Annotated in this window: 11 protein-coding genes and 1 pseudogene; 4 read left to right on the forward strand and 8 right to left on the reverse strand. The window is 53.7% G+C overall.

What is annotated here, in order from left to right; genetic code table 11:
* Window positions 1–36: 36 nt before the first annotated feature.
* The 4 genes and pseudogenes from AC2FLD_RS19255 to AC2FLD_RS19270 form a co-directional block, all read right to left on the reverse strand.
* Window positions 37–1,545: an FMN-binding glutamate synthase family protein gene (locus tag AC2FLD_RS19255; RefSeq protein WP_496672760.1), complete on the reverse strand. Its 1,509-nt coding sequence runs from the start codon at window positions 1,543–1,545 to the stop codon at window positions 37–39.
* 52 nt (window positions 1,546–1,597) lie between these two features.
* Window positions 1,598–2,874: pseudogene (hemA, locus tag AC2FLD_RS19260) on the reverse strand (5-aminolevulinate synthase).
* A 166-nt stretch (window positions 2,875–3,040) separates the two neighbouring features.
* Window positions 3,041–3,520: a cytochrome P460 family protein gene (locus tag AC2FLD_RS19265; RefSeq protein ID WP_496672757.1), complete on the reverse strand. Its 480-nt coding sequence runs from the start codon at window positions 3,518–3,520 to the stop codon at window positions 3,041–3,043.
* Window positions 3,521–3,598: 78 nt separating this feature from the next.
* Window positions 3,599–4,204 (reverse strand): cytochrome P460 family protein, encoded by a 606-nt coding sequence (locus tag AC2FLD_RS19270; RefSeq protein ID WP_496672754.1) that lies wholly within the window; start codon window positions 4,202–4,204, stop codon window positions 3,599–3,601.
* A 12-nt stretch (window positions 4,205–4,216) separates the two neighbouring features.
* On the opposite strand from AC2FLD_RS19270, the gene AC2FLD_RS19275 reads away from it, so the two are divergent.
* Complete coding sequence (locus tag AC2FLD_RS19275; RefSeq protein WP_496672751.1) at window positions 4,217–5,197, forward strand: LysR family transcriptional regulator; 981 nt, start codon at window positions 4,217–4,219, stop codon at window positions 5,195–5,197.
* Between the two features lie 267 nt (window positions 5,198–5,464).
* Here AC2FLD_RS19275 and AC2FLD_RS19280 read toward each other — a convergent pair whose 3' ends face one another.
* The 3 genes from AC2FLD_RS19280 to AC2FLD_RS19290 form a co-directional block, all read right to left on the reverse strand.
* Entirely contained in the window at window positions 5,465–6,340 is an 876-nt protein-coding gene (locus tag AC2FLD_RS19280; protein ID WP_496672748.1) for a nucleotidyltransferase domain-containing protein, read from the reverse strand.
* A gap of 213 nt (window positions 6,341–6,553) precedes the next feature.
* On the reverse strand, window positions 6,554–7,915 hold the full coding sequence (locus tag AC2FLD_RS19285; RefSeq protein WP_496727094.1) for a hypothetical protein: 1,362 nt from the start codon (window positions 7,913–7,915) through the stop codon (window positions 6,554–6,556).
* Between the two features lie 301 nt (window positions 7,916–8,216).
* Entirely contained in the window at window positions 8,217–9,683 is a 1,467-nt protein-coding gene (locus AC2FLD_RS19290) for an arylsulfatase (protein ID WP_496803730.1), read from the reverse strand.
* Between the two features lie 223 nt (window positions 9,684–9,906).
* Between AC2FLD_RS19290 and AC2FLD_RS19295 the strand changes: the two genes are divergently transcribed.
* Both AC2FLD_RS19295 and AC2FLD_RS19300 read left to right on the forward strand, forming a co-directional pair.
* A complete protein-coding gene (locus tag AC2FLD_RS19295; protein WP_496672740.1) occupies window positions 9,907–11,850 on the forward strand; it encodes a DUF3604 domain-containing protein in 1,944 nt (647 codons plus the stop codon).
* A gap of 424 nt (window positions 11,851–12,274) precedes the next feature.
* Window positions 12,275–14,155, forward strand: a complete 1,881-nt coding sequence (locus tag AC2FLD_RS19300) for an adenylate/guanylate cyclase domain-containing protein (RefSeq protein WP_496672737.1) — start codon at window positions 12,275–12,277, stop codon at window positions 14,153–14,155.
* 548 nt (window positions 14,156–14,703) lie between these two features.
* Here the strand turns inward: AC2FLD_RS19300 and AC2FLD_RS19305 are convergent.
* Complete coding sequence (locus AC2FLD_RS19305; protein ID WP_496672734.1) at window positions 14,704–16,758, reverse strand: alkyl/aryl-sulfatase; 2,055 nt, start codon at window positions 16,756–16,758, stop codon at window positions 14,704–14,706.
* A 303-nt stretch (window positions 16,759–17,061) separates the two neighbouring features.
* Between AC2FLD_RS19305 and AC2FLD_RS19310 the strand changes: the two genes are divergently transcribed.
* Window positions 17,062–18,765, forward strand: coding sequence for a tetratricopeptide repeat protein (locus AC2FLD_RS19310; protein ID WP_496672730.1), 1,704 nt, complete (start codon window positions 17,062–17,064; stop codon window positions 18,763–18,765).
* Window positions 18,766–19,547: the final 782 nt, after the last annotated feature.

Consider the following 19,547-nt stretch of genomic DNA (forward strand, 5'->3'; position numbering starts at 1 on the left):
CCCAGGTTGCGTCGTCGATTGGGTTTGTAAGAACGGCTATTCGGCAGCTTGCACCAGCTGTGGATCTGGATACAGCTCGTCCATCGAAGCCGACTGGCCATTATTCAGTACGATGCGCGCGTGATACCGTTTCAGCAGGCGCGGTTCGGCGACGCCACAGCTGTGGGCGATGATCCCGACTTCTTTCTTGATGTTTCTGGCATAGCTTGCGACACGCTCCGCTTTACTGACCGGATCAAGTCCGAATTGCAGTTTGGCATCGTGGGTGGTGATGCCAGTGGGGCAGGTGTTCTTGTTGCATTGAAGGGCCTGAATGCAGCCAAGCGCAAACATGAAGCCGCGCGCCGAGTTCACAAAATCCGCGCCTGCGCAAAACGCCCATGCGACCTCGGAAGGGTTGATCATCTTGCCACTAGCACAGACTTTCACCCGATCCTTCAAGCCAAATTTCCTAAGGATATCCACGGTCAGCGGCAGGCTTTCACGGATAGGCATGCCCATATTGTCGATCAGGCTCATCGGCGCGGCACCGGTGCCGCCATCGGCGCTGTCGATTGTAACAAAATCCGGGGCGCTTTCGGGACCGCGCTTTAGAATCTCCTTACACAGGTTTTCAAAAAAACCATAGGCTCCGATCACGGCCTTGAAGCCAACTGGCTTACCGGTGACGTTGCGCACATAAGCGATCATGTCCAGAAGATCGCAGACACTATTAACTTCCGGGTGACGGTTGGGGCTGATCGCGTCCTGGCCAACCATCAGCCCGCGTATTTTGGCTATGTCCTCAGTCACTTTTGCGCCGGGCAAAATGCCGCCCTTGCCGGGTTTGGCCCCTTGACTAAGCTTAATCTCGAACATCTTTACCGCGTCATGGGCAGCTACAGCGCGCAGCTTGTCCTCGTCAAAACCGCCTTCAGGTTTACGCACACCAAATTTGCCCGTGCCGATCTGGAAAACGATGTCTGCGCCGCTTTCCAGATGATAGGGCGACAAACCGCCTTCCCCGGTATTGATCCAAATACCGGCCTCTTTTGCACCGGATGACAATGCACGCACAGCAGGCACCGAGATTGCGCCATAGCTCATCCCTGAAATGTTAAAGACTGAATCCGTCGTATAGGGTTTTTTCGTATAAGGTCCGATGGTTACAGCAGAAGGGTCCATTGCGTCCTGCTCCAATGTCGGAAACGGGCAGTTCACAAAATACACCGTCCCATTTGGGCGCAAATCGCGGGTCGACCCAAAAGCGACGGTCGAGTCTATATCCTTTGCCGCCCGGTAAACCCATGACCGTTCGGCCCGGTTGAATGGCATCTCTTCGCGGTCTTGCGCAAAGAAATACTGCCGAAAGAATTCGCCCATATGTTCAAAGAAATACCGAAACCGCGCCACCACTGGATAGTTCCGCCGCAGGGTGCTGTCGGTTTGAGTCTTGTCGCGGAAATAGATCACCACGACCCACAGCACGGCGAGTCCAACGGCAAAGACGAAAGCAAAAGAGAGGACTTGCAATAATGTTAGGATCACATTCGATAGTTGTGACATCAGAAGTTAGCTCCGGAATTGGTTCTGGGCAAAGGGTGGAAGGGCAGGCGCGTCAACCGGCCCGCTCAGTGCGATTCAATTCACATTGGGCCAAAGCGTGATTAATCCATTCACAAGGTGATCAATTTCTGCTGATCCATGCACCGGGGATGGGGTAAGCCGCAAACGCTCGGTCCCGCGCGGGACGGTCGGAAAATTGATCGGCTGCACATAGATGCCATAATCGTCCAGCAGCATATCACTCAGTTTCTTGGTGTGAACCGGGTTGCCGACGATCACGGGCACGATATGGCTTCCATGGTCGATCAGCGGCAGGCCCATCCCTTTCAGGCGCAGCTTCAGAATTTTCGCCCGGGTCTGATGCTGCTCATGCAGCTCAGATGCCGTTTTCAGATAGGCAACCGAGGCCTCAGCCCCCGCCGCAACCGCTGGCGGCAATGAGGTGGTGAAAATGAAACCCGGCGCATATGACCGCACGGTGTCACACATTTTCTCGCTGGCCGCGATATAACCCCCCATCACGCCAAAAGCCTTGGCAAGCGTGCCGTTGATGATGTCGATACGATGCGCCAGACGATCACGCTGGGATACGCCGCCACCGCGCGGGCCGTACATGCCAACTGCATGAACCTCGTCGATATAAGTCAGTGCACCAAATTCATCGGCCAGATCGCAGATCTCTTCGATCGGGCCAAAATCGCCGTCCATCGAATAGACCGACTCGAAAGCGATCAACTTGGGGGCTTTGGGATCATCCGCCTCAAGCAATTCGCGCAGATGTGCCACATCATTGTGACGGAAGATGCGTTTGGCGCCGCCGTTGCGGCGCACACCTTCGATCATCGAGGCATGGTTCAGCGCGTCGGAATAGATAATCAGGCCAGGAAACAGTTTGGGCAGCGTGCTGAGCGTCGCATCATTGGCGATATACGCGCTGGTGAACAGCAGCGCGGCTTCTTTGCCGTGCAGATCAGCCAGCTCGGCCTCAAGCCTTTTGTGGTAGACCGTGGTGCCAGAGATGTTGCGCGTACCGCCCGAGCCTGCGCCTGCGGCGTCAACAGCTTCGTGCATGGCCTTCAGAACAACCGGATGCTGGCCCATACCCAGATAGTCATTGCCACACCACACGGTAACATTCTGCTGCGAACCGTCCGGGCGGGTTCGAACCGCATGCGGAAAATGACCGTTCCGGCGTTCGATGTCGATGAAGGTCCGGTAGCGTCCTTCATCATGCAGCCTGGCAATCGCTGTATCGAGCTGAGCAATATAGTCCGCCGGTATCTGCGCTCCTAGGTTCGGAGGGCGTCGCAGGTTTGAGAAACGCTTCATTCAAATACTCCAGTTGACCGCGCAAGTGCACGAACGATCCTACAGGTTAGAACCATGGACAACTCGCTCCCTCCCAACTGCAACGGGAACGGATCGTTTTAGCTAATCCGCCCCGCTGCGTCAGGGTGAGTGGTGGGGGTTAGGTTGCCCAGCCGGTTTGGTCGTCTCAGTTTGTGTTCAGCACCGGATAAGCTTCGGTATAGACCCAGCCAGTTTCTCGGGCGGGTACATGGCAGGTCTTACATTCGATATTGTAATCTTCGGTCGTCGTTGTTTCACGATCAGCCACGTCGAAATAAGCCCAACCCCAGCCGCTGCCCCAGAGGCCATTTCCGTCAAACCGGTCGTGTTCGTCTTTCACCATGACAAACCAGCCCGTAACCTCGATCGCATAGGCTGCAGTTCCGGTGGTGTACTCGTCGGTTTTGCTTTCTAACAGCTCCTTGATCAGAACTGCACCGTCGGGGAACGACCCATGGTCCAGATAATGTTCGATCACGCCCCGTTGCGTATAGACAACGTGCTGTCCAGTGGCTTCGCCTTCGTCCAGAATGGTCCAGCTACCCAGCATTGGCCAATTGGTGCGAAACTCGCCCTTGGGCATGTGGATGCTTCCATTTGATCCAACGACCCCTTGGGTCGACACAGAAAACTCCTGTGCCGACCCGGGGAGCGCTCCGATTGGGCTAATCAGAGCGAGGCAACCCAATAGACGTTTCACGTCTCAATTTCCCTGAACGGCACGAAGCACAGGATAGAACTGGATAAACACGAAATCGGTATCTGCGTTGGATTCATGACAGGCGTTGCAGGATTCTGCTGGGAAGGCCTGTGCTGTTTCAGCATAGGGTTCGCCTTCGTGCCCAAAACTGTAATAGACCCAGCCGCCCGGTTCACCACTGAACCGTTCCGTATCTTTGACCGTCAGTTCAAGACCGACGAATTCGCCCTGAAAGTACCCGTTGCCGGACACTTCGAAACAAGCGCCATCTTCTTCGGTGCAATTGTCGCCTTCGCGGATCATCACCAATTCTTTGGCAATCTGCGTACCATTTGCCCATTCACCGGTTTCCGCAAAGTAGTCATAGGCCGAAGGTTCGACATAGACATTGTGAAACTCTGGAAAAGGAGCCTCGCCGTCATTCAGGGCATTGGGGGTCAGTGGCGAACCGATGAAAACCCAGCGACGGTAATCAGTGGGAACATTGACTGACCCGTCGTCATTAAAGGTCGCTTCGGCAATATTTTCTGCTGAGGATTGAGCCAGAACTGCACCCGCCAAAACAAAAGCGACAATTCCTGTGGCAGCAGCGTAATGTGGTAGCTTCATCGAGAGGTCTCCTTGTGGCTGACCTCAAACCTAGTGCCTCCAATCATATATTTTAGTTATGGTATGTATAACTGGCCCACCTGCCCCGCTGAGGTACAAGACCCTATGGAACTTCGTCGCATTCGATATTTTCTTACCGTCGCACGCACACTCAATTTTTCTCAAGCTGCGAGAGAATTGAAGATCTCGCAACCTGCATTGAGTAAAGCAATCCAGCAGCTTGAATCGGAATTTGGCGGATCTCTGATCCGAAGAGAAGGGCGTTTGACGCATTTGACCCACCTGGGTGAACGCATGCGTACCTCTCTTCAGGAGGTGGAGGATGCAGCAAGTCGCGCTGCACAGCTTGCATCACGGATTGCGAAGACCGAAACCGCATGTATCCGTATTGCGATCATGTGCACCATAGACCCGGGCAAGGTAGGCCGTTGTCTGGCGCAGTTCCAGCAAGACAACCCGACGCTGTCGATTGAGCTGCTGGATTTCACCGCTGCAACGATTCAAGAGGCGCTATTGAATGGCAAGGTTGATGTCGCAATCATTGGCAGCCCTGTCGAAGCTGTTCCACGAATGCGCACCCATGAATTGTTTCAGGAACGCATGGTGATGTCCTGCGGATTGCAAAACCGGTTGGCTCAACGCGAGTCGATCCCTCTGAAGATGATCGCCGAGTTTCCCTATATAGACAGGTTGCGATGCGAGTTTCGGGATATGATCTTGTCAATGGTAGAAAAGAACGATGTGAACCTGAATGTCGTGGCCAGCAGCGAGCGGGAAGATTGGATAAAATCATTGCTTGCGCAAGATCACGGTGTCTCGATCATGCCAGAAAGTTCTGCCAGTTCAGCGGGCCTGAAATCAGTGGCCTTGCGAGATCAGAATCTACTCAGATCGGTTTATTTGACGATCCCCGCTGGACGCGAAGACCTGCCCCCTGTTCAGGCGCTGATTAAACACGTCAAATCGTTTAATTGGTCACTTGCGTCGGGGTAAGCGAACGCTTTTGAATAATCTGACTGACACCAAAGTAGTAAGACGCTCCACGTCCAAAACAGGCTTTCGTTGGTATCGTGTGCAATTGCATTGGGCGTTCCATAACGCAACTCCTCCAACAAAACCAAAGCGGACATTTGTCCACACTACTGCATGTGGTAGTTTGGGCTCCAATGAGACATTCGCCGCGCCCCGCATAAGTGTCAGGTTTTGGGTTCTCGGAGGGAAGGCCTTAGATAAAAGCCCCTGCACATCGCAGTTCGGGTGTTATCTGCACCGGTCTCTCGTTGAACGCCCGATCTGCTGACACATACCTTCGTTAATGGCATTTCCGGCCGTGGCATTTTCCTTAACGATGTGCCGTAGCAAGCTATTACCCTCGGCCCTGAGGTCGTGGCGATCTTCGTTCTTTTTTACCACGGCTGCCCACGCCATTTGATCGTGTATGAAATCATCTTTGATCGCTATGCGCTGTCCACGGCCCATTTCCTTGGTTTTGCTTTTCAGCACCAAAAGTCTGTCAATATACCCCAATAGGTCGGGAGACAGGTCCTGATCTTTAACAAGATCATGCAGGTTCATCGGCGGTGGCGTGTCTGGTATCTTCCTGATCCAAGAGATCGCCAAGGCAGGTCTTAGTAAGTGGAAATACGCCTTGAAGCTCACCTCCTGGCTCTCACCAACATACTTGTCCCACTGTTTCTGCGCCAGGTTGCGATAGTGGCGCAGACAGGATTCGCCGTAGGTCGTCTTGGCTGCGAAGGCAATCAGCCGTTCACAGACCGCGTCATTCCATCTGTACCTGATAGGGCTGGATAACCACTCCAACATCACAGGGTTAGGTTTGATCAACAAACCAAGTGCTTTACGAATATCCCAACCGTTTATGTCCCAATCGCCTTCAATGGGCAGTTCGATGACATCACGACCGGGTTCAATGCTCAGATACCAGTCTGGCCGATGTACGTAGATGAAGCGTACATCGTAATCACTGTCGGGAGACGGGAAACCCCATGCACGACTGCCGCTTTCAATGGCGAACAGCACTCGGACATCATGATCCGCTTCTAAAGCGGTAAGCTTAGATTGGATGACCTGTTCGATCCCAGGCGAAACGCTGGACGCGATAGTTAGACGGTTCATTTGGTTTCTCGCAGCATCAAGACAGCCATCTGGGACGGCACACCATTGGTTTTGTCAACAGGACCTAGGGAAGCAACCGCGGAACTGTGACCATCGGAGGCAGCATTATCCTGTCCCAAACCACACTATTATTGGTGAGCATGCGCGGTAGAGCATCTGGCCAACTCCGCCGCGCGAACTGGTTCAAATACCCGCTGAGACCAACAGATCAGATTAACTCGTTACTCTGTTTGCCAGTTCCCGAACCACATCTCGTGTCTCGTTCGGGTAGGCACGAACAAACCCAGCCTCGCAGGGGATTGTCTCAACTTCTCTTCGATCCAGTGCTGGACCCAAATGGACCGCTGCTATCTCAAACTGCCGCGCCATTTGGCCCAACTTTACATAGTTTTTTTCAAAAGCCTGAATACTCTCTTCAGTGATGTAGAAACGGTAATGCTGCGTGTCCGGGTTTCGCGCTTTTATCTGCTTCAGATATCCACCATCTCGCAAAAACCGGATTGACCCAACGCTAATTCTCAAGCGCGCCGCCGCATCCATCAGAGACAGATCGCCGGAAAGCACGCGCTCCGATTTTTCCAAGGTCTCAGTGTAGTCGATAAGAATTCCAGCCAACCCGTCCACGTCCGGATCTCTCCAAACGCCGGACAGTCGGCCTGCTGCCCAATCGGCGACAACGCGAGCCAGGGCCACCTTGCTCTGTCGGCTGTACTCCGAGAGGGGCAACCTATGACGTGCCCGAGAGGCAATGCGCAGACCTTCAAGCCGGGTCAGCAAGTCCTGTACAGAAGATGTTGGCACATAGCGCAGAGACGTTCCAAAACGATAGGATTCCAGAACATTCTGTCGGATCAGCGCCTTCACCTGGACCGGATGGATATTCAGCTGGACCGCGGTGGATTTGGTATTCTGCAATCCAGACCAGAAGTCGAGCACGGCATCCAGATCCTCATGGCTGACATCTTTCATATTTGAAAGGTCGCTCGCGTTTTGACCACGAAGATGGGCGAGAATGCCTCGCACCCGAACCTCGCCGACGCCATGTAGCTCCCGCGCGCGTTCAAGCGTGATGAGTTTGGGTGCTGAGATTTCCGTACCCAGAACTTTCGCACCTGTCTGCAGCGGATAGTTTTCACTCACAAAATCCTGCACACAGGCCCTGAGGACTGCTGTCGCCGGGTCCTCTTCAGTTTCCTTAAGCCAGGTGTAGAATTCGCCCATATCTGTCGTGAAATAGGACCGCTTGGAGGAAGACCGGCGTCTGGCACGCTCCAACTCAGATTTCAGGGCTTCCGGCCCACTCCTTAGAACCTCGAACCCAGCCGACATGGAAGTACGCTCTTGTTCGAAGTCCAAATCCGAGCGGCCGACGCCGCGATCCATGGCAATCGCCATACCTAATGTCAGAGCGGCTTGATGAAGATGCGTTAGCTCCAGCGAGTCCAACCAGTCACCGGCGACCCCAAACTCGATACGGCGGCTCAGGTAGGTTTCAAACGAGGATCGCCCAAGCGATGTTGCGTCTTGAGCGGCTTTAAAGATCAGATCTTGGTGACGCGTTACTTGTTCAACCACATCATAGGTGCGATGTACATATGACGCGTTGGGAAGCTGGAGCAGCGGAACGCCGTGTTTTGCGCAGGTCCCAATCGGAAGCACCAACCACTCGAGAAGCTGGAACGCGTTCTACGGGACAAAAGCCTCCATATTGGTCTTCAGAAACCCCGCGTAGATGGCTCGGAAAGCCGCGCGGAATCCGCGCGCACCAAGGTCAGAGGTTTTATGAGATCACTGATCGAGAGTTCGTCTGTTAGACCCGAAACGGACCTTCAGCTCGGCTTAGTGAAATGCCTGGAACGCGAGACAAAACTGCCGCTCAGTCATTGGGTGGTTCATAGGGGTCTGGCGTTCCCGGCGGGATCGGAGGGTGCTCCTTGAACGTTGCGATGTGCTCCTGCAACTGCGGTAGCGCCTTTTCGACCGCCCATGTGTGAGGGAAGAGTACGCTTTCGCGCTCGTGCGGATCATTCAGAAGATTGTAGACCCTTGGTGTGTCAAAAGAATTTGTCACACCAAAAGCTGTCGTATTCTCTTTGAACAGGACTTTCCAATCCTTCCATTTAACGCCGAAAATCTGTTCACCCATGTAAACGATCACGCCATCTCGATTTGAATTTGGCTGGACACCGAGAAAGAATTCGGATTGGTCAATGCCATCAAAGGCCCGGTCTCTTGGCACCTTGCCGCCTGCAAACGCCGCGAATGTCGGAAAGAGGTCCATCGAGTGGACAACATCGTTACTCGCAGAACCGGCAGGGATTTTCCCAGGCCATTTGATCGCAAAAGGTACGCGCATACTTCCCTCGAGGCTAGTGAAGAGAGTGCCACGCCAAGGCCCTGCGGTGCCATGAACCGCAGGTACTGGAGAGACGTTCGCGTTTCCAACTGGCAGAGCTTCGGGGCCGTTGTCGGCAGTAAAGATCACCACGGTATCATCCGAAACACCCGCGGTCTCCAACGCATCAACGATGCGCCCGATGTAGGTGTCAGTCTGAAGTAGAATGTCGGCCCAAACACCGTTTCCAGTGGCACCATCGAATTCCTCGGACGCGATGTTTGGATAGTGGGTCTGTGTATAAGCAAGATAAATGAAAAAGGGTGCGTCGGCCGCGCTCTTCGCTTCGATGAATTCGATAGCCTTTTTTGTCAGGTCACCATCTATCTCACCGCGATAGTCCAAGTCATAGTCCCGCACTATGGATGCTGGCTCGCCTGACACACCTTGCTTGACGACGGGCTCTTCCATCTCGGCTTCAGCAAATCCCGGAAGCGTTCGCCAGACTGTAACGTCAGTGGTTTCGACGCCGTAAAACTCGTCGAATCCTTGATTCGTTGGATAGCGCCCTGCAGACCAGCCGAGGTGCCATTTTCCGTACATGGCCGTGTTGTATCCCGCATCCTTTAGCATCTCGGCCATAGTGATTTCCCATTGAGTCAGACCGTAGACGCCGCCGCCCAGTGGGACTGTATGGTTGCCGCTCCGGATGCCGTAACGCCCAGTCATAGTCGCAGCTCGAGAGGGAGTGCACTGACTTTCCACATTAAAGTTCGTGAGCCTTAATCCTTCTGCAGCCAGGGCATCCATTTCGGGAGTCGCTGTACCGCGGATTATGCCACCACCGTTGAATCCTGGTTCACCCCAACCAAAGTTATCCAGAAATATGAATACGATATTGGGTTTGTCTTGGGCTGAGGCAACTGTGGCAAATAGAAGAAAAAAGGACAGTAGGAATGTTCGTGAAAACCACTTCATGACAACGCCTCCAATCAAGATCACTGGCATAAGACTGACGAACAAGAGCACCCATCGTCAAGAAAGGCTACTCACTGCGGCACCTGAAGCAAGGTGGCTGAGCGTCAACGCTATGGGCGAACCCGAGGTTCAGAAATAAATGAACCTTTCTCAGGATCGCTGGTGCCCAAATTAGAAAACCGTTGTTTTACTTGACGAACAGCCGCGTCAGATGTTGCCATAGGCCGGCATTCAGCTCTGCTGGGAGGTTCCAATGAAGTTTTTTCTGACATCGACAGCGATTGTTTCTGCCACGTTCATAGCAAGCTCTTCAAATGCTCAAGAGGCTGCACAAGGTGGGCAAGTTGGGGAGATGACTATATCGGTTGATGATATGCGCGAACCTGCACCGGCTGATTTCTCACCGTACGCTGGGCGTGATTTTCCTACGCGTCCTCTGTGGGGTGACACCCACATTCACACGTCAAATTCACTCGACGCGCGCGGATTTGGAGTCATTCTGAGCCCGGACGATGCCTATAGATTTGCACGCGGTGAGGAAGTCACGACATCGCACGGCCTGCGCGTGCAGTTATCGCGCCCGCTCGATTGGCTTGTCGTTGCCGATCACTCTGATGCCATGGGCGCTATGAATGAAATCATCGCCGGAAACTCAACATTGATGCGGGACCCAACGCTTCGAGACTGGAGCGAACGACTTAACGCCGGTGGAGACGTCGCTCTAGGCGCAACAATGGAAGTCATTGAAACTTTCGCGGGTATTACAGGAGATGCACTTCCCGAGGCAGTTTCAGATCGAAGATTTGTACAATCCGTCTGGGACAATTTCACGCAAACTGCGGATCACCACAACGACCCTGGGACCTTCACTGCGTTCATCGGATACGAGTGGACATCCACTGAAGCTGGGAACAACCTCCACCGCAACGTGATCTACCGAGATGATGCCATTCGCGCGCGGCAAATGCTACCTTTCACAACCGCAGAGACCTTTAATCCGGAACGGTTATGGGACTGGTTAGAAACATATGAACAAGAGACTGGCGGGCGTGTGCTGGCACTTGCCCACAACGGCAATGTCTCCAACGGTCTAATGTTCCCAGTCGAGACAAATCCGGAAACGGGTGAGCCATTGACCGAAGACTACGCAGAACGACGTGCAAAGTGGGAACCAATGTATGAGATCACCCAGATCAAGGGTGATGGAGAAGCGCATCCGTTTCTAAGCCCAAACGATGAGTTCGCAGACTATGAAACTTGGGATAAATCCAACCTTGGCCCAACTCCCAAAGAAGACTGGATGCTCCAATATGAATATGCCCGTGAGGCATTGAAGAACGGCCTGAAGCTAGAGGCTCAGCTCGGCACTAATCCATACAAATTCGGAGTAGTGGGATCGACCGATAGCCATACGGCTTTGGCAACGGCGGAAGAAGACAATTTTTTTGGCAAACACTCTGGGGTCGAACCAGAGCCGGGTCGTTGGCAGCATGTTGTTGGTGAGTTTGAAGCGACAAGAATTCTTGGATGGGAGATGGCAGCCTCTGGCTATGCAGCGGTCTGGGCTCAGGACAACACACGCGAAGCCATATTCGACGCCATGGAACGGAAAGAAGTTTACGGGACAACCGGTAGTCGTATCGCGGTTCGTTTCTTTGGTGGCTGGGATTTTACGGAAGCTGATGCAAGGTCTCGTTTGCCCGCAGAAATAGGATATGAAAAAGGCGTTCCGATGGGTGGGGACCTCGCAGACGCGACAGAAGGCGCGGACGCCCCAACCTTCTTGGTTGCTGCGCTGAAAGATCCGTTCTCCGGCAATCTCGACCGTGTTCAGATTGTGAAAGGTTGGCTAAATTCCAGCGGCGAAACTGAAGAGCGGGTCTATGACGTGGCTTGGTCGGGAGACCGAGAACTTGATGCGGACGGCAACCTGCCAGCGGTGGGGAACACCGTGGATGTTACAACGGGCACGTTTACCAATTCCATAGGGTCTCCAGAGCTGATCACTGTTTGGACGGACCCTGAGTTCGATCCTTCAGTGCGGGCTTTCTACTATGCTCGTGTTTTGGAAATTCCTACCCCGAGATGGACAATTTACGACGCGGTTCGGTTCGGGGATGAACTACCGCCCGAGGTGCCAACGTCAACACAGGAACGTGCTTACACTTCGCCAATTTGGTATACTCCCGAGGGCTGAGATCATTAATAAGCCAACGTCGTTCAACACAAATGTCCGACGGTTCCTATGACGACAACATTAGGCGGCCTTCATCCGTACGGACGACCGCTTCGGGCTCGGAGCGGTCATTCTCTGCGACGTGCCTCAACTGAAAGTAAGAGCCCTGAGCCGCCATTGCCGCCTAGCGTAGGCGCTGCGGATGCATTCGGCAGCTTTCGGTCGATTGCAGACCATGTTCCTCAGGTGATGAAAACGAATAATGCGGACAAAGTCGCCTTTCATTTTTGAAGTATCATGGCCAGCCCCCGCCCCGAAGCGGAATGGCTGTTGTCAGTCGTGGCTCTGTCAACTGAGCGTCAGAGGAACGTATCAACGGTCTCAAAGGTTCTGGATTAGTCTCAGCTTTCTGCCTAACCTGATCTAAAAACTTGGAGGTAGGAACTTGGAACGCCGCCTCGCCGCGATACTTGCTGCCGACGTCGTTGGCTACAGCCGCCTTATCCGCAATGATGAAGCCGGCACTCTGGAGATAGTCAAAACGCATCGCGAACGTCTTTTCGAGCCAATTGTATCGGCGCGGAACGGGCGCATTGTAAAATTGATGGGTGACGGGCTGCTGATCGAATTTGCCAGCGCTGTCGAGGCCGTTCGTTGTGCCGTCGAAATGCAGCACTACGTCGGGACCGAAAATGAGAGCGTACCGCAGGATGCTCAAGTTCGATATCGGATAGGGCTCAATGTCGGCGACATCGTGGTTGATCAGGATGACATTCAAGGCGATGGCGTCAACATAGCCGCTCGATTGGAAAGCCTGGCCAAACCCGCCGGCATCTGCATGTCGGTCAATGTCTTCGATCAGGTTAAGGACAAACTCGACCTCAGCATCGAAGATATGGGAATGCATCAGGTCAAGAACATCGCGGACCCATTGCATGTATTCAGTTTGACGCTCGATGAAAAGGCCACGGCTTTGGTATCGCCCATTGTGCGGAGCGCAGCAAAGCCTGCACAACGTTGGTTGGCAGTTGCCGTCGGCGTCGTGTCCGCCTTGGTCTTGGGCCTGGCGGCATGGTGGCAGCCCTGGAGCCCTGCTCGGACATCGTCCGCCAATGGTGACCAATATCTACCTGCGTCTGGCAAGCCGTCCATCGCGGTCATGGCTTTCGACAATTTGAACAACGATCCCAGCCAAGATTACTTGAGCGATGGTCTGAGTGAAAACATCCTGACGGCGCTGTCCCGGTTCTCCGACTTTTTTGTCATCGCACGCAACTCATCCTTTTTGTACAAAGATGAACCCATAGAGGTGCAGCAGATCGCGCAGGAACTCGGCGTGCGATACATCGTTGACGGCAGCGTTCAGATCGCAGGCGAACGTTTGCGCGCAAATGCGCAATTAATCGATGCCACTACCGGCAAGCATCTCTGGGCTGAACAATACGACCGTGATCTGCAAGACATATTTGACGTTCAGGATGAGATTACGCGCACAGTGGCCTCGACGTTGAGCACGAGTATTAATCTCGCCGAGTATGACAGACTAAAACACCAGCCCACTGAAAACCTCGGGGCCTATGAACTCTCCACACGTGCTCAGGAGCACTCGCTCAAATTCAACAAGAGGGACAATATTCAAGCGCAGCGACTGAGTGAGCAGGCGATTGCGCTCGATCCAAACTTCGCGGGCGCATATGCTGAACTCGCGTGGGCGCATTCCTTTGGGTACCGCTTTGGCTGGAGCGAAGACCTTTCACGCGAAGAATCGCTCGATCTTGCCTTTGAAATGGCCAGAAAGGCGATTGATCTGGAACCACTCGATTTTGCCGGCTACGCCGTTCTGGCTTATGTGACGATGTATAGCGGCGATCTCGACCGGGCAGTAACGCTGTATAACAAGGCTATCTCGCTAAATCCGAATTCTGCGGGCACGCTCGTCAATTCAACTGACCCTCTGGTCTATAGTGGACGTGCCAAAGAAGCCGTTGAACGAATGCGGTCGGCGATTCGCCTCAACCCGCATCATCCGGATTGGTATCTGTGGAATCTGGGATGGGCACAGTATTTTGCGGAAGATTACGCAGGTGCTCTCGCTTCGATTGAAAAGATGAACGGGGTTCCGGATCGCCTAAGACGCACGCTTGCGCCGATACTCTTACGGTTGGGTCGAGAAGAAGAAGCAAAGACGTTGATCAACCAATTTTTGGCAGACAACCCCGATTACAGTATCGAAGAGGCAAGGAATGCGCCGTTCGAGAGCGACGAATACCTCAACCGATGGCTGGATGACTTGCGCAGACTGGGGGTCCCGGAAACCAAGCGTTGAATGGTTGAGCCGATATGGTTGTCCCAAGCAAGACATCGAAGAGCAGGTTTTGGCAGCAAAACGGCATCCTGTAACTCTGAGCATCCCACCTGCTGCTCGTCGTAATCAGTACAACCCCCCGCAGCACGGACTCTGTCCAAGCTTTGTAGAGATTACTCAGAGCGCAGAACTGTCGTTTGCACTAATTGCAGCATTCAGCACATGGGCTCGCTGCCGCCATTCTCTGCGGTGAGCTTGAACAAGACCTTTGAGCCCTGTTTTGCCGTCGCTGCGTAAGTTGGCTACTGCGGGTGCATTAGGCCGCGTACTAGCACTTTGCCGACTTTAGTCCCTAAGTGCCCGTCAATTGTTTGAGTGAAATGATCGGATGGCGACTTAGAACCCATTTTGACCGATGCTGCACCGACAGCGAACGGTCGCATTGCTAAAACAATGCGACCGTTTCCAGAGATAAGCATCCCAGATCCCCTTCGAACTCGTGCTCAGATTTCTCTTGATGCCACAAACTTCAGTCGATCTGGGGTAGTCCGCTGAGATGGTTGCGGAGATTAACCCCCGTTCGAATTTGCCAACGGTGGTTGGGCGAAATCATTGGCTTTGAGCGTGAGATCCTTGGCCCCGGTGCCGGGCATCAGCTCAAATCCAAGAACAAACTGGTCCAGTGTCGAGGCCAACTGTGCCACGACATCGGGGTTGCCATCGGACTGAGCGGTGCCATCGGCCAGCATATCGACCAGCTTGCGTTCACCCGTCATGACCTTTTCCAGTTCAGCACGATCCAGACTGATCGACAGATCAGCGTTCGGGGCTGTCTGGTTGACGATGTGGGTCAGTGTAGCATTGCTCAACTCGACCACGATTTCTTCATCCCGATCAGGAATGGACAGGTTGATGACAAACTCCATATCCGCCGCTTTTGCACTGTCAACGCGAATGGCAATGAAATCCAGCCACATCGACGTTTCCATCGCCCGGATGGTATCGGGACCGGTGGTTTCGATGGTGGCACCTTCCGGGATGCCATTGCGCAGTTCATAGGCGGCACCCAGGAAAGAGTTGCGGACCGAGGGGCTTTCTTTCTGGTACCCGATCTGTTCGAACGCATCCGCCAGCAAATCCTTGCCTTTCTGGTTGTCCGGTTCAGCATAGACCAATTTGTTCAGAATCTCAGTAGCATGCAGGTATTGGCCTGCGTCAAACAACGCCTGTCCTTTGGCCAGGATCGGTTCGGCACCACCCATCATCTCGACGAAAAGCGGCGCGCTATCCTTTGGGGACAGGGGGGTCAGAGTTGTTGGATTGGCATCCCAATACCCAAGATAGCGGTTGATGACCGCACGGCTGTTGTGCTCGACCGAGCCATGATAGCTGCGCGCGGCCCATTGCTGCTGCAAGCTTTCTGGAACCTCATAGACATTGTGGACCTCATTGATGGTCACACCTTTGTTGGCCAGGTTCAGCACGCCGTTGTTGAGGTTGGCGTAAGTGTCGCGTTGTGCACGCATGACCTCTTGAATGCGGTCATTGCCGAAGCGGGGCCAGGAATGTGAGGCGAACATCAAATCGGCATCTTGCCCGAATTCATACAGCGCATCGTTGATATGCTTGGACCAGCTAAGCGCATCGCGGACCAATGCGCCGCGCAGGGTGTAGATATTGTGGATCGTGCCAGTGATGTTTTCCGCCGCCCAGAAGGCCTTGAGATCGGGGAAGTAGGTATTCATCTCGGCTGGGGCTTCGGTGCCGGGGGTGTTCTGGAAGATCATGCGGACACCATCAATGGTGATGTCTTCATAATCGTCCGAGACATAGCGAGTCGGCTCGATCAGGCCGGTGGTCCCGGCCGAGATGTTCTTGCCGATCGACTGATCCACGTGACCGTAGGGGTTGCGCGGCAGCAGTACACCATATTGGAAGAACAGACGGCGGTTCATCACGTTGCCGGCATAGACGTTCTCGGACACGGCGTGTTCCATGAAGCCTTCGGGCGCGATGACCTCGACGCCGTTTGCGACGTCTTCGTCGGTGATGACACCGCGGACACCACCGTAGTGGTCAGCATGCGAGTGCGAATAGACCACCGCCTTGACCGGCAGTTCGCCTACCGTGTCGTTCAACAGCTTCAACGCGGCAGCGGCAGTTTCTTTCGAAGCCAGCGGATCAAAGATGATCCAGCCGGTATCGCCCCGGATGAACGAGATGTTCGACAGGTCGAAACCGCGGACCTGATAGATTTTGCCGTCCAGAATCTCGAACAGACCATAGTTCATGTTCAGGATCGCCTGACGCTGCAGCGACGGGTGGATCGAGTCGAACTCCTGACCCTCTTCCAGCAGGAAATCATAGCTGCCGATATCCCAGGCGACGGTGCCGTCTTCGGTTTTGATCTGGCGATAGTCGGGAACCGCGATCAGACCCTTGCGGCTTTCTTCAAAATCGCGCTGATCTTCGAACGGCAAAGAGCCACGCATCTGCTCCTGAAACTCGACAGTGAATTCTGAAGGCATCTTGCCCTTGGGATCAAAATGTTCCTGCGCAGCCCCTGCACCGGCGGTCAGCATCAATAGTGCGGTGGTGAGAAGTAGTTTTTGTCGGCGTGCCATGATCAGACAGCTCCTGTCGAAAAGAATTCAATTATCGAAAGCGGCAAGGAAGCAGCAACAAAACCAAATCACGAGGGAAAACCTGGACGTTCGCGTAGAGCGGCGTCTTTTCGAACACAAAGGCCGCTTCCCCGACGCTCCGGCACTTGCCTGCATGGCAAAGTGCTCGCCCCTGTTAGCGAAAGAACTGCAGCAGGGAAGTGCGAACATGTTGCTACCTGCCGTTGATCCCCTGTATTACACCCTGAGTCGTGTGTTGATTATTTGTTTTCTTTGGACTTTTTCGGGATTGAGGATCTTCGGTTGGACTTGTCGGAAAGTAACATTCGGGCGCAGTTGCACCGCCTTTTGACCCATCCCGATTTTGCAGCAACACCCCAGCGCCGCGCTTTTCTATCCTACATCGTCGAAGAGTATCTGGCCGGTCGCGCTGATCAGATCAAAGGTGTTTCCATCGCTATGTCTGTTTTTGACAGGGATGAGACCTTTGATCAGCAAGTTGACCCGATTGTCCGGCTTGAGGCCCGGCGCCTGCGACAGGACATTGATGGCTACTATGCAGGACCGGGCCGGGAAGATCCGGTTCGTCTGACCATACCCAAGGGCGGGTACGCCCCTCGTTTCGAGCGTGTTACGCCGCCTGAGCCACCAAATTCCTCACCCCTGGTCTCGCCACTGGAAGACCGTAGCCCCTGGCGTTTTCCCTATTTCGGTCTTGGTGTTGTCGGGTTGGCGGCATTGTGCACCTTGATCTGGATTGTTTTTGGTGGCCCTTGGACAGCACGCTCCTCAATCTCAGAAGAAACACTTCCGCAAGGCCCTGTTGTGGCTGTGCTTCCGTTTGACACGTTAGGAGACGGGCCGGGTTATTTTTCCGATGGCCTGACCCAGCAGTTGACCAGCGAGTTGGCGCGATTCCGTGACATTTGGGTTCTACCTTTGGGCAGTGGCCAGAGACTGACCCAGAGGGGCGCTGATCTGCAGAGCCTGAGGGCAGAGTTCAATGCGGATTTTGCAATGGAGGGAAGTGTTCTGGACAAGGGCGATACTATTTTGTTGTCAGCCCGCCTCATCGACCTCAAAAGCAACAGGTACATTTGGGTGAACGACTATACTATGGGAAGCGCCCCCAGTGAAATCTATGCTGCACAGGACAAGATCATCCGGGATGTGATCGGAAAACTTGCTGGGAAATACGGCGTTCTGACACAGGGTGCGATGAAAATCGCCACCCGAACGCCGCCGAACAACCGCGATGCGTATGATTGCGTGCTGAGCTACTACAGCTACCAGATCAAAATCGACCTAGACCGCCATCCGGCAATCTTGGACTGCATTCAAAGATCTTTGGAACAAAGCCCGGATTACGCCGAGGCATGGGCGGTGCTGTCCAACCTTTACCTTCAGCAAATCCGCTTTGGTCTTGGCGGTGACCGCCAGGAGGTGATCACTAACGCCTCTGATGCAGCGCGCCGTGCAGTCGAGATTGATCCGAACCTTGCGGTCGGACATTTGATGATGGCCAACATGCGCTTTGTTCGCGGAGACATTGATGGGTTTCGCAAGGCCGGGGAGATCGCAGTTGGTCTGAGTCCAAATGACAGCGCTGTTCTAGCACATTTCGGCATGAGGCTCGCCTTCAGCGGCGAATGGGGCAAAGGTCTGGCCATCGTGGATAGGGCCATCGCTTTGAACCCGGTACATCCGCATTGGTACCATTTCCCGCGCGTGTTTTATGAATTCGACCAAGGCTATTATCAGCAGGCATTAACGGTTTTGGACCGGATCGACATGCCGAACTTCTTTTGGACGCATCTTTGGAGTGCAGCTCTGAATGCAAAATTGGACCGCCAGAAAGAAGCCCAGTCCTCGATGAAGGAGCTGCTGTCACAACAACCCGGTTTCGCATCCGAGGCAAGCAACATTCTGTCAATCTGGCAACTGGGTGAACCGTTCGAACAAAATCTTTTAGGTAGTCTTCGCAAGGCGGGTCTTGAGATCGACTAATGATCAAAAGAATGCCTTCAGTCCAAGCTGTGAACGGTGTTACCCATGATTTGATCCCGAGTGAGTATTTTTTAGGTGCGCGTGCGACAGGGAAACGGCCGTTGGATTTGACGTAGCAAATTGGTACTTTGTCCGCATAACAGCTGTCCACGGCTCCATAACACTGCATCTTTGATTAAAGTCCGCTTCCTGTGCATTGCCGCTGTCGCTGAGGCCCATTGCTGCGCATGCGGCTGATGTCTGTTTGGTGGCCACTATTACTTTTTCAGTTCGACTCAATCATACAATCGCAAATTGCGGTGGGCTTTCTTCCCCACCACTTTCCTTTTTTTGGGCCAGCGGCATTTGGGCAGGCCAAACGCCCTAGCCGTCAGGGTGAGGGCGCAGCCCTCCCCCCTCCCGCGTTCGCCACGTGGCAGTTTAGCAGGAACAGGCAGCTTCGCTGTCTGACCTACAAATCAGACCTGAATTTCCGAAAGGGAAGTCAGATCAAACCAAACTGTCTGCGGGAGTATGAAATGGGGGCGGCGTGTTAGTTGATGACGCAAAGGTCAAATTCAACTGATGTCCAACGTTGGGGGCGCCTTCTGATGTCGAACGTTCACTGCTTTTCTGGTCCAACTATGACGGTTGGATCAGGTTCGTGTGACGTTCAACATTTACTGTGGAGTGTCACTGATTCCTGACTCAATCGGCGTCTAAAGCCTCAACAAATGGGTAAATCGCGTCACTCAATTCCGACCCAAACGACAAGAATTTCTAACCCAAAACGAGGAGCTAAC

The sequence above is a fragment of the Ruegeria sp. CDSA021 genome (genome assembly GCF_059612325.1).

What these genes read in the sequence shown, in the direction of transcription:
- AC2FLD_RS19255 (WP_496672760.1), bottom strand. Translation starts at nt 1,545, where the DNA reads ATGTCACAACTATCGAATGTGATCCTAACATTATTGCAAGTCCTCTCT.
- AC2FLD_RS19270 (WP_496672754.1), bottom strand. Translation starts at nt 4,204, where the DNA reads ATGAAGCTACCACATTACGCTGCTGCCACAGGAATTGTCGCTTTTGTT.
- AC2FLD_RS19280 (WP_496672748.1), bottom strand. Translation starts at nt 6,340, where the DNA reads ATGAACCGTCTAACTATCGCGTCCAGCGTTTCGCCTGGGATCGAACAG.
- AC2FLD_RS19290 (WP_496803730.1), bottom strand. Translation starts at nt 9,683, where the DNA reads ATGCCAGTGATCTTGATTGGAGGCGTTGTCATGAAGTGGTTTTCACGA.
- AC2FLD_RS19295 (WP_496672740.1), top strand. Translation starts at nt 9,907, where the DNA reads ATGAAGTTTTTTCTGACATCGACAGCGATTGTTTCTGCCACGTTCATA.
- AC2FLD_RS19305 (WP_496672734.1), bottom strand. Translation starts at nt 16,758, where the DNA reads ATGGCACGCCGACAAAAACTACTTCTCACCACCGCACTATTGATGCTG.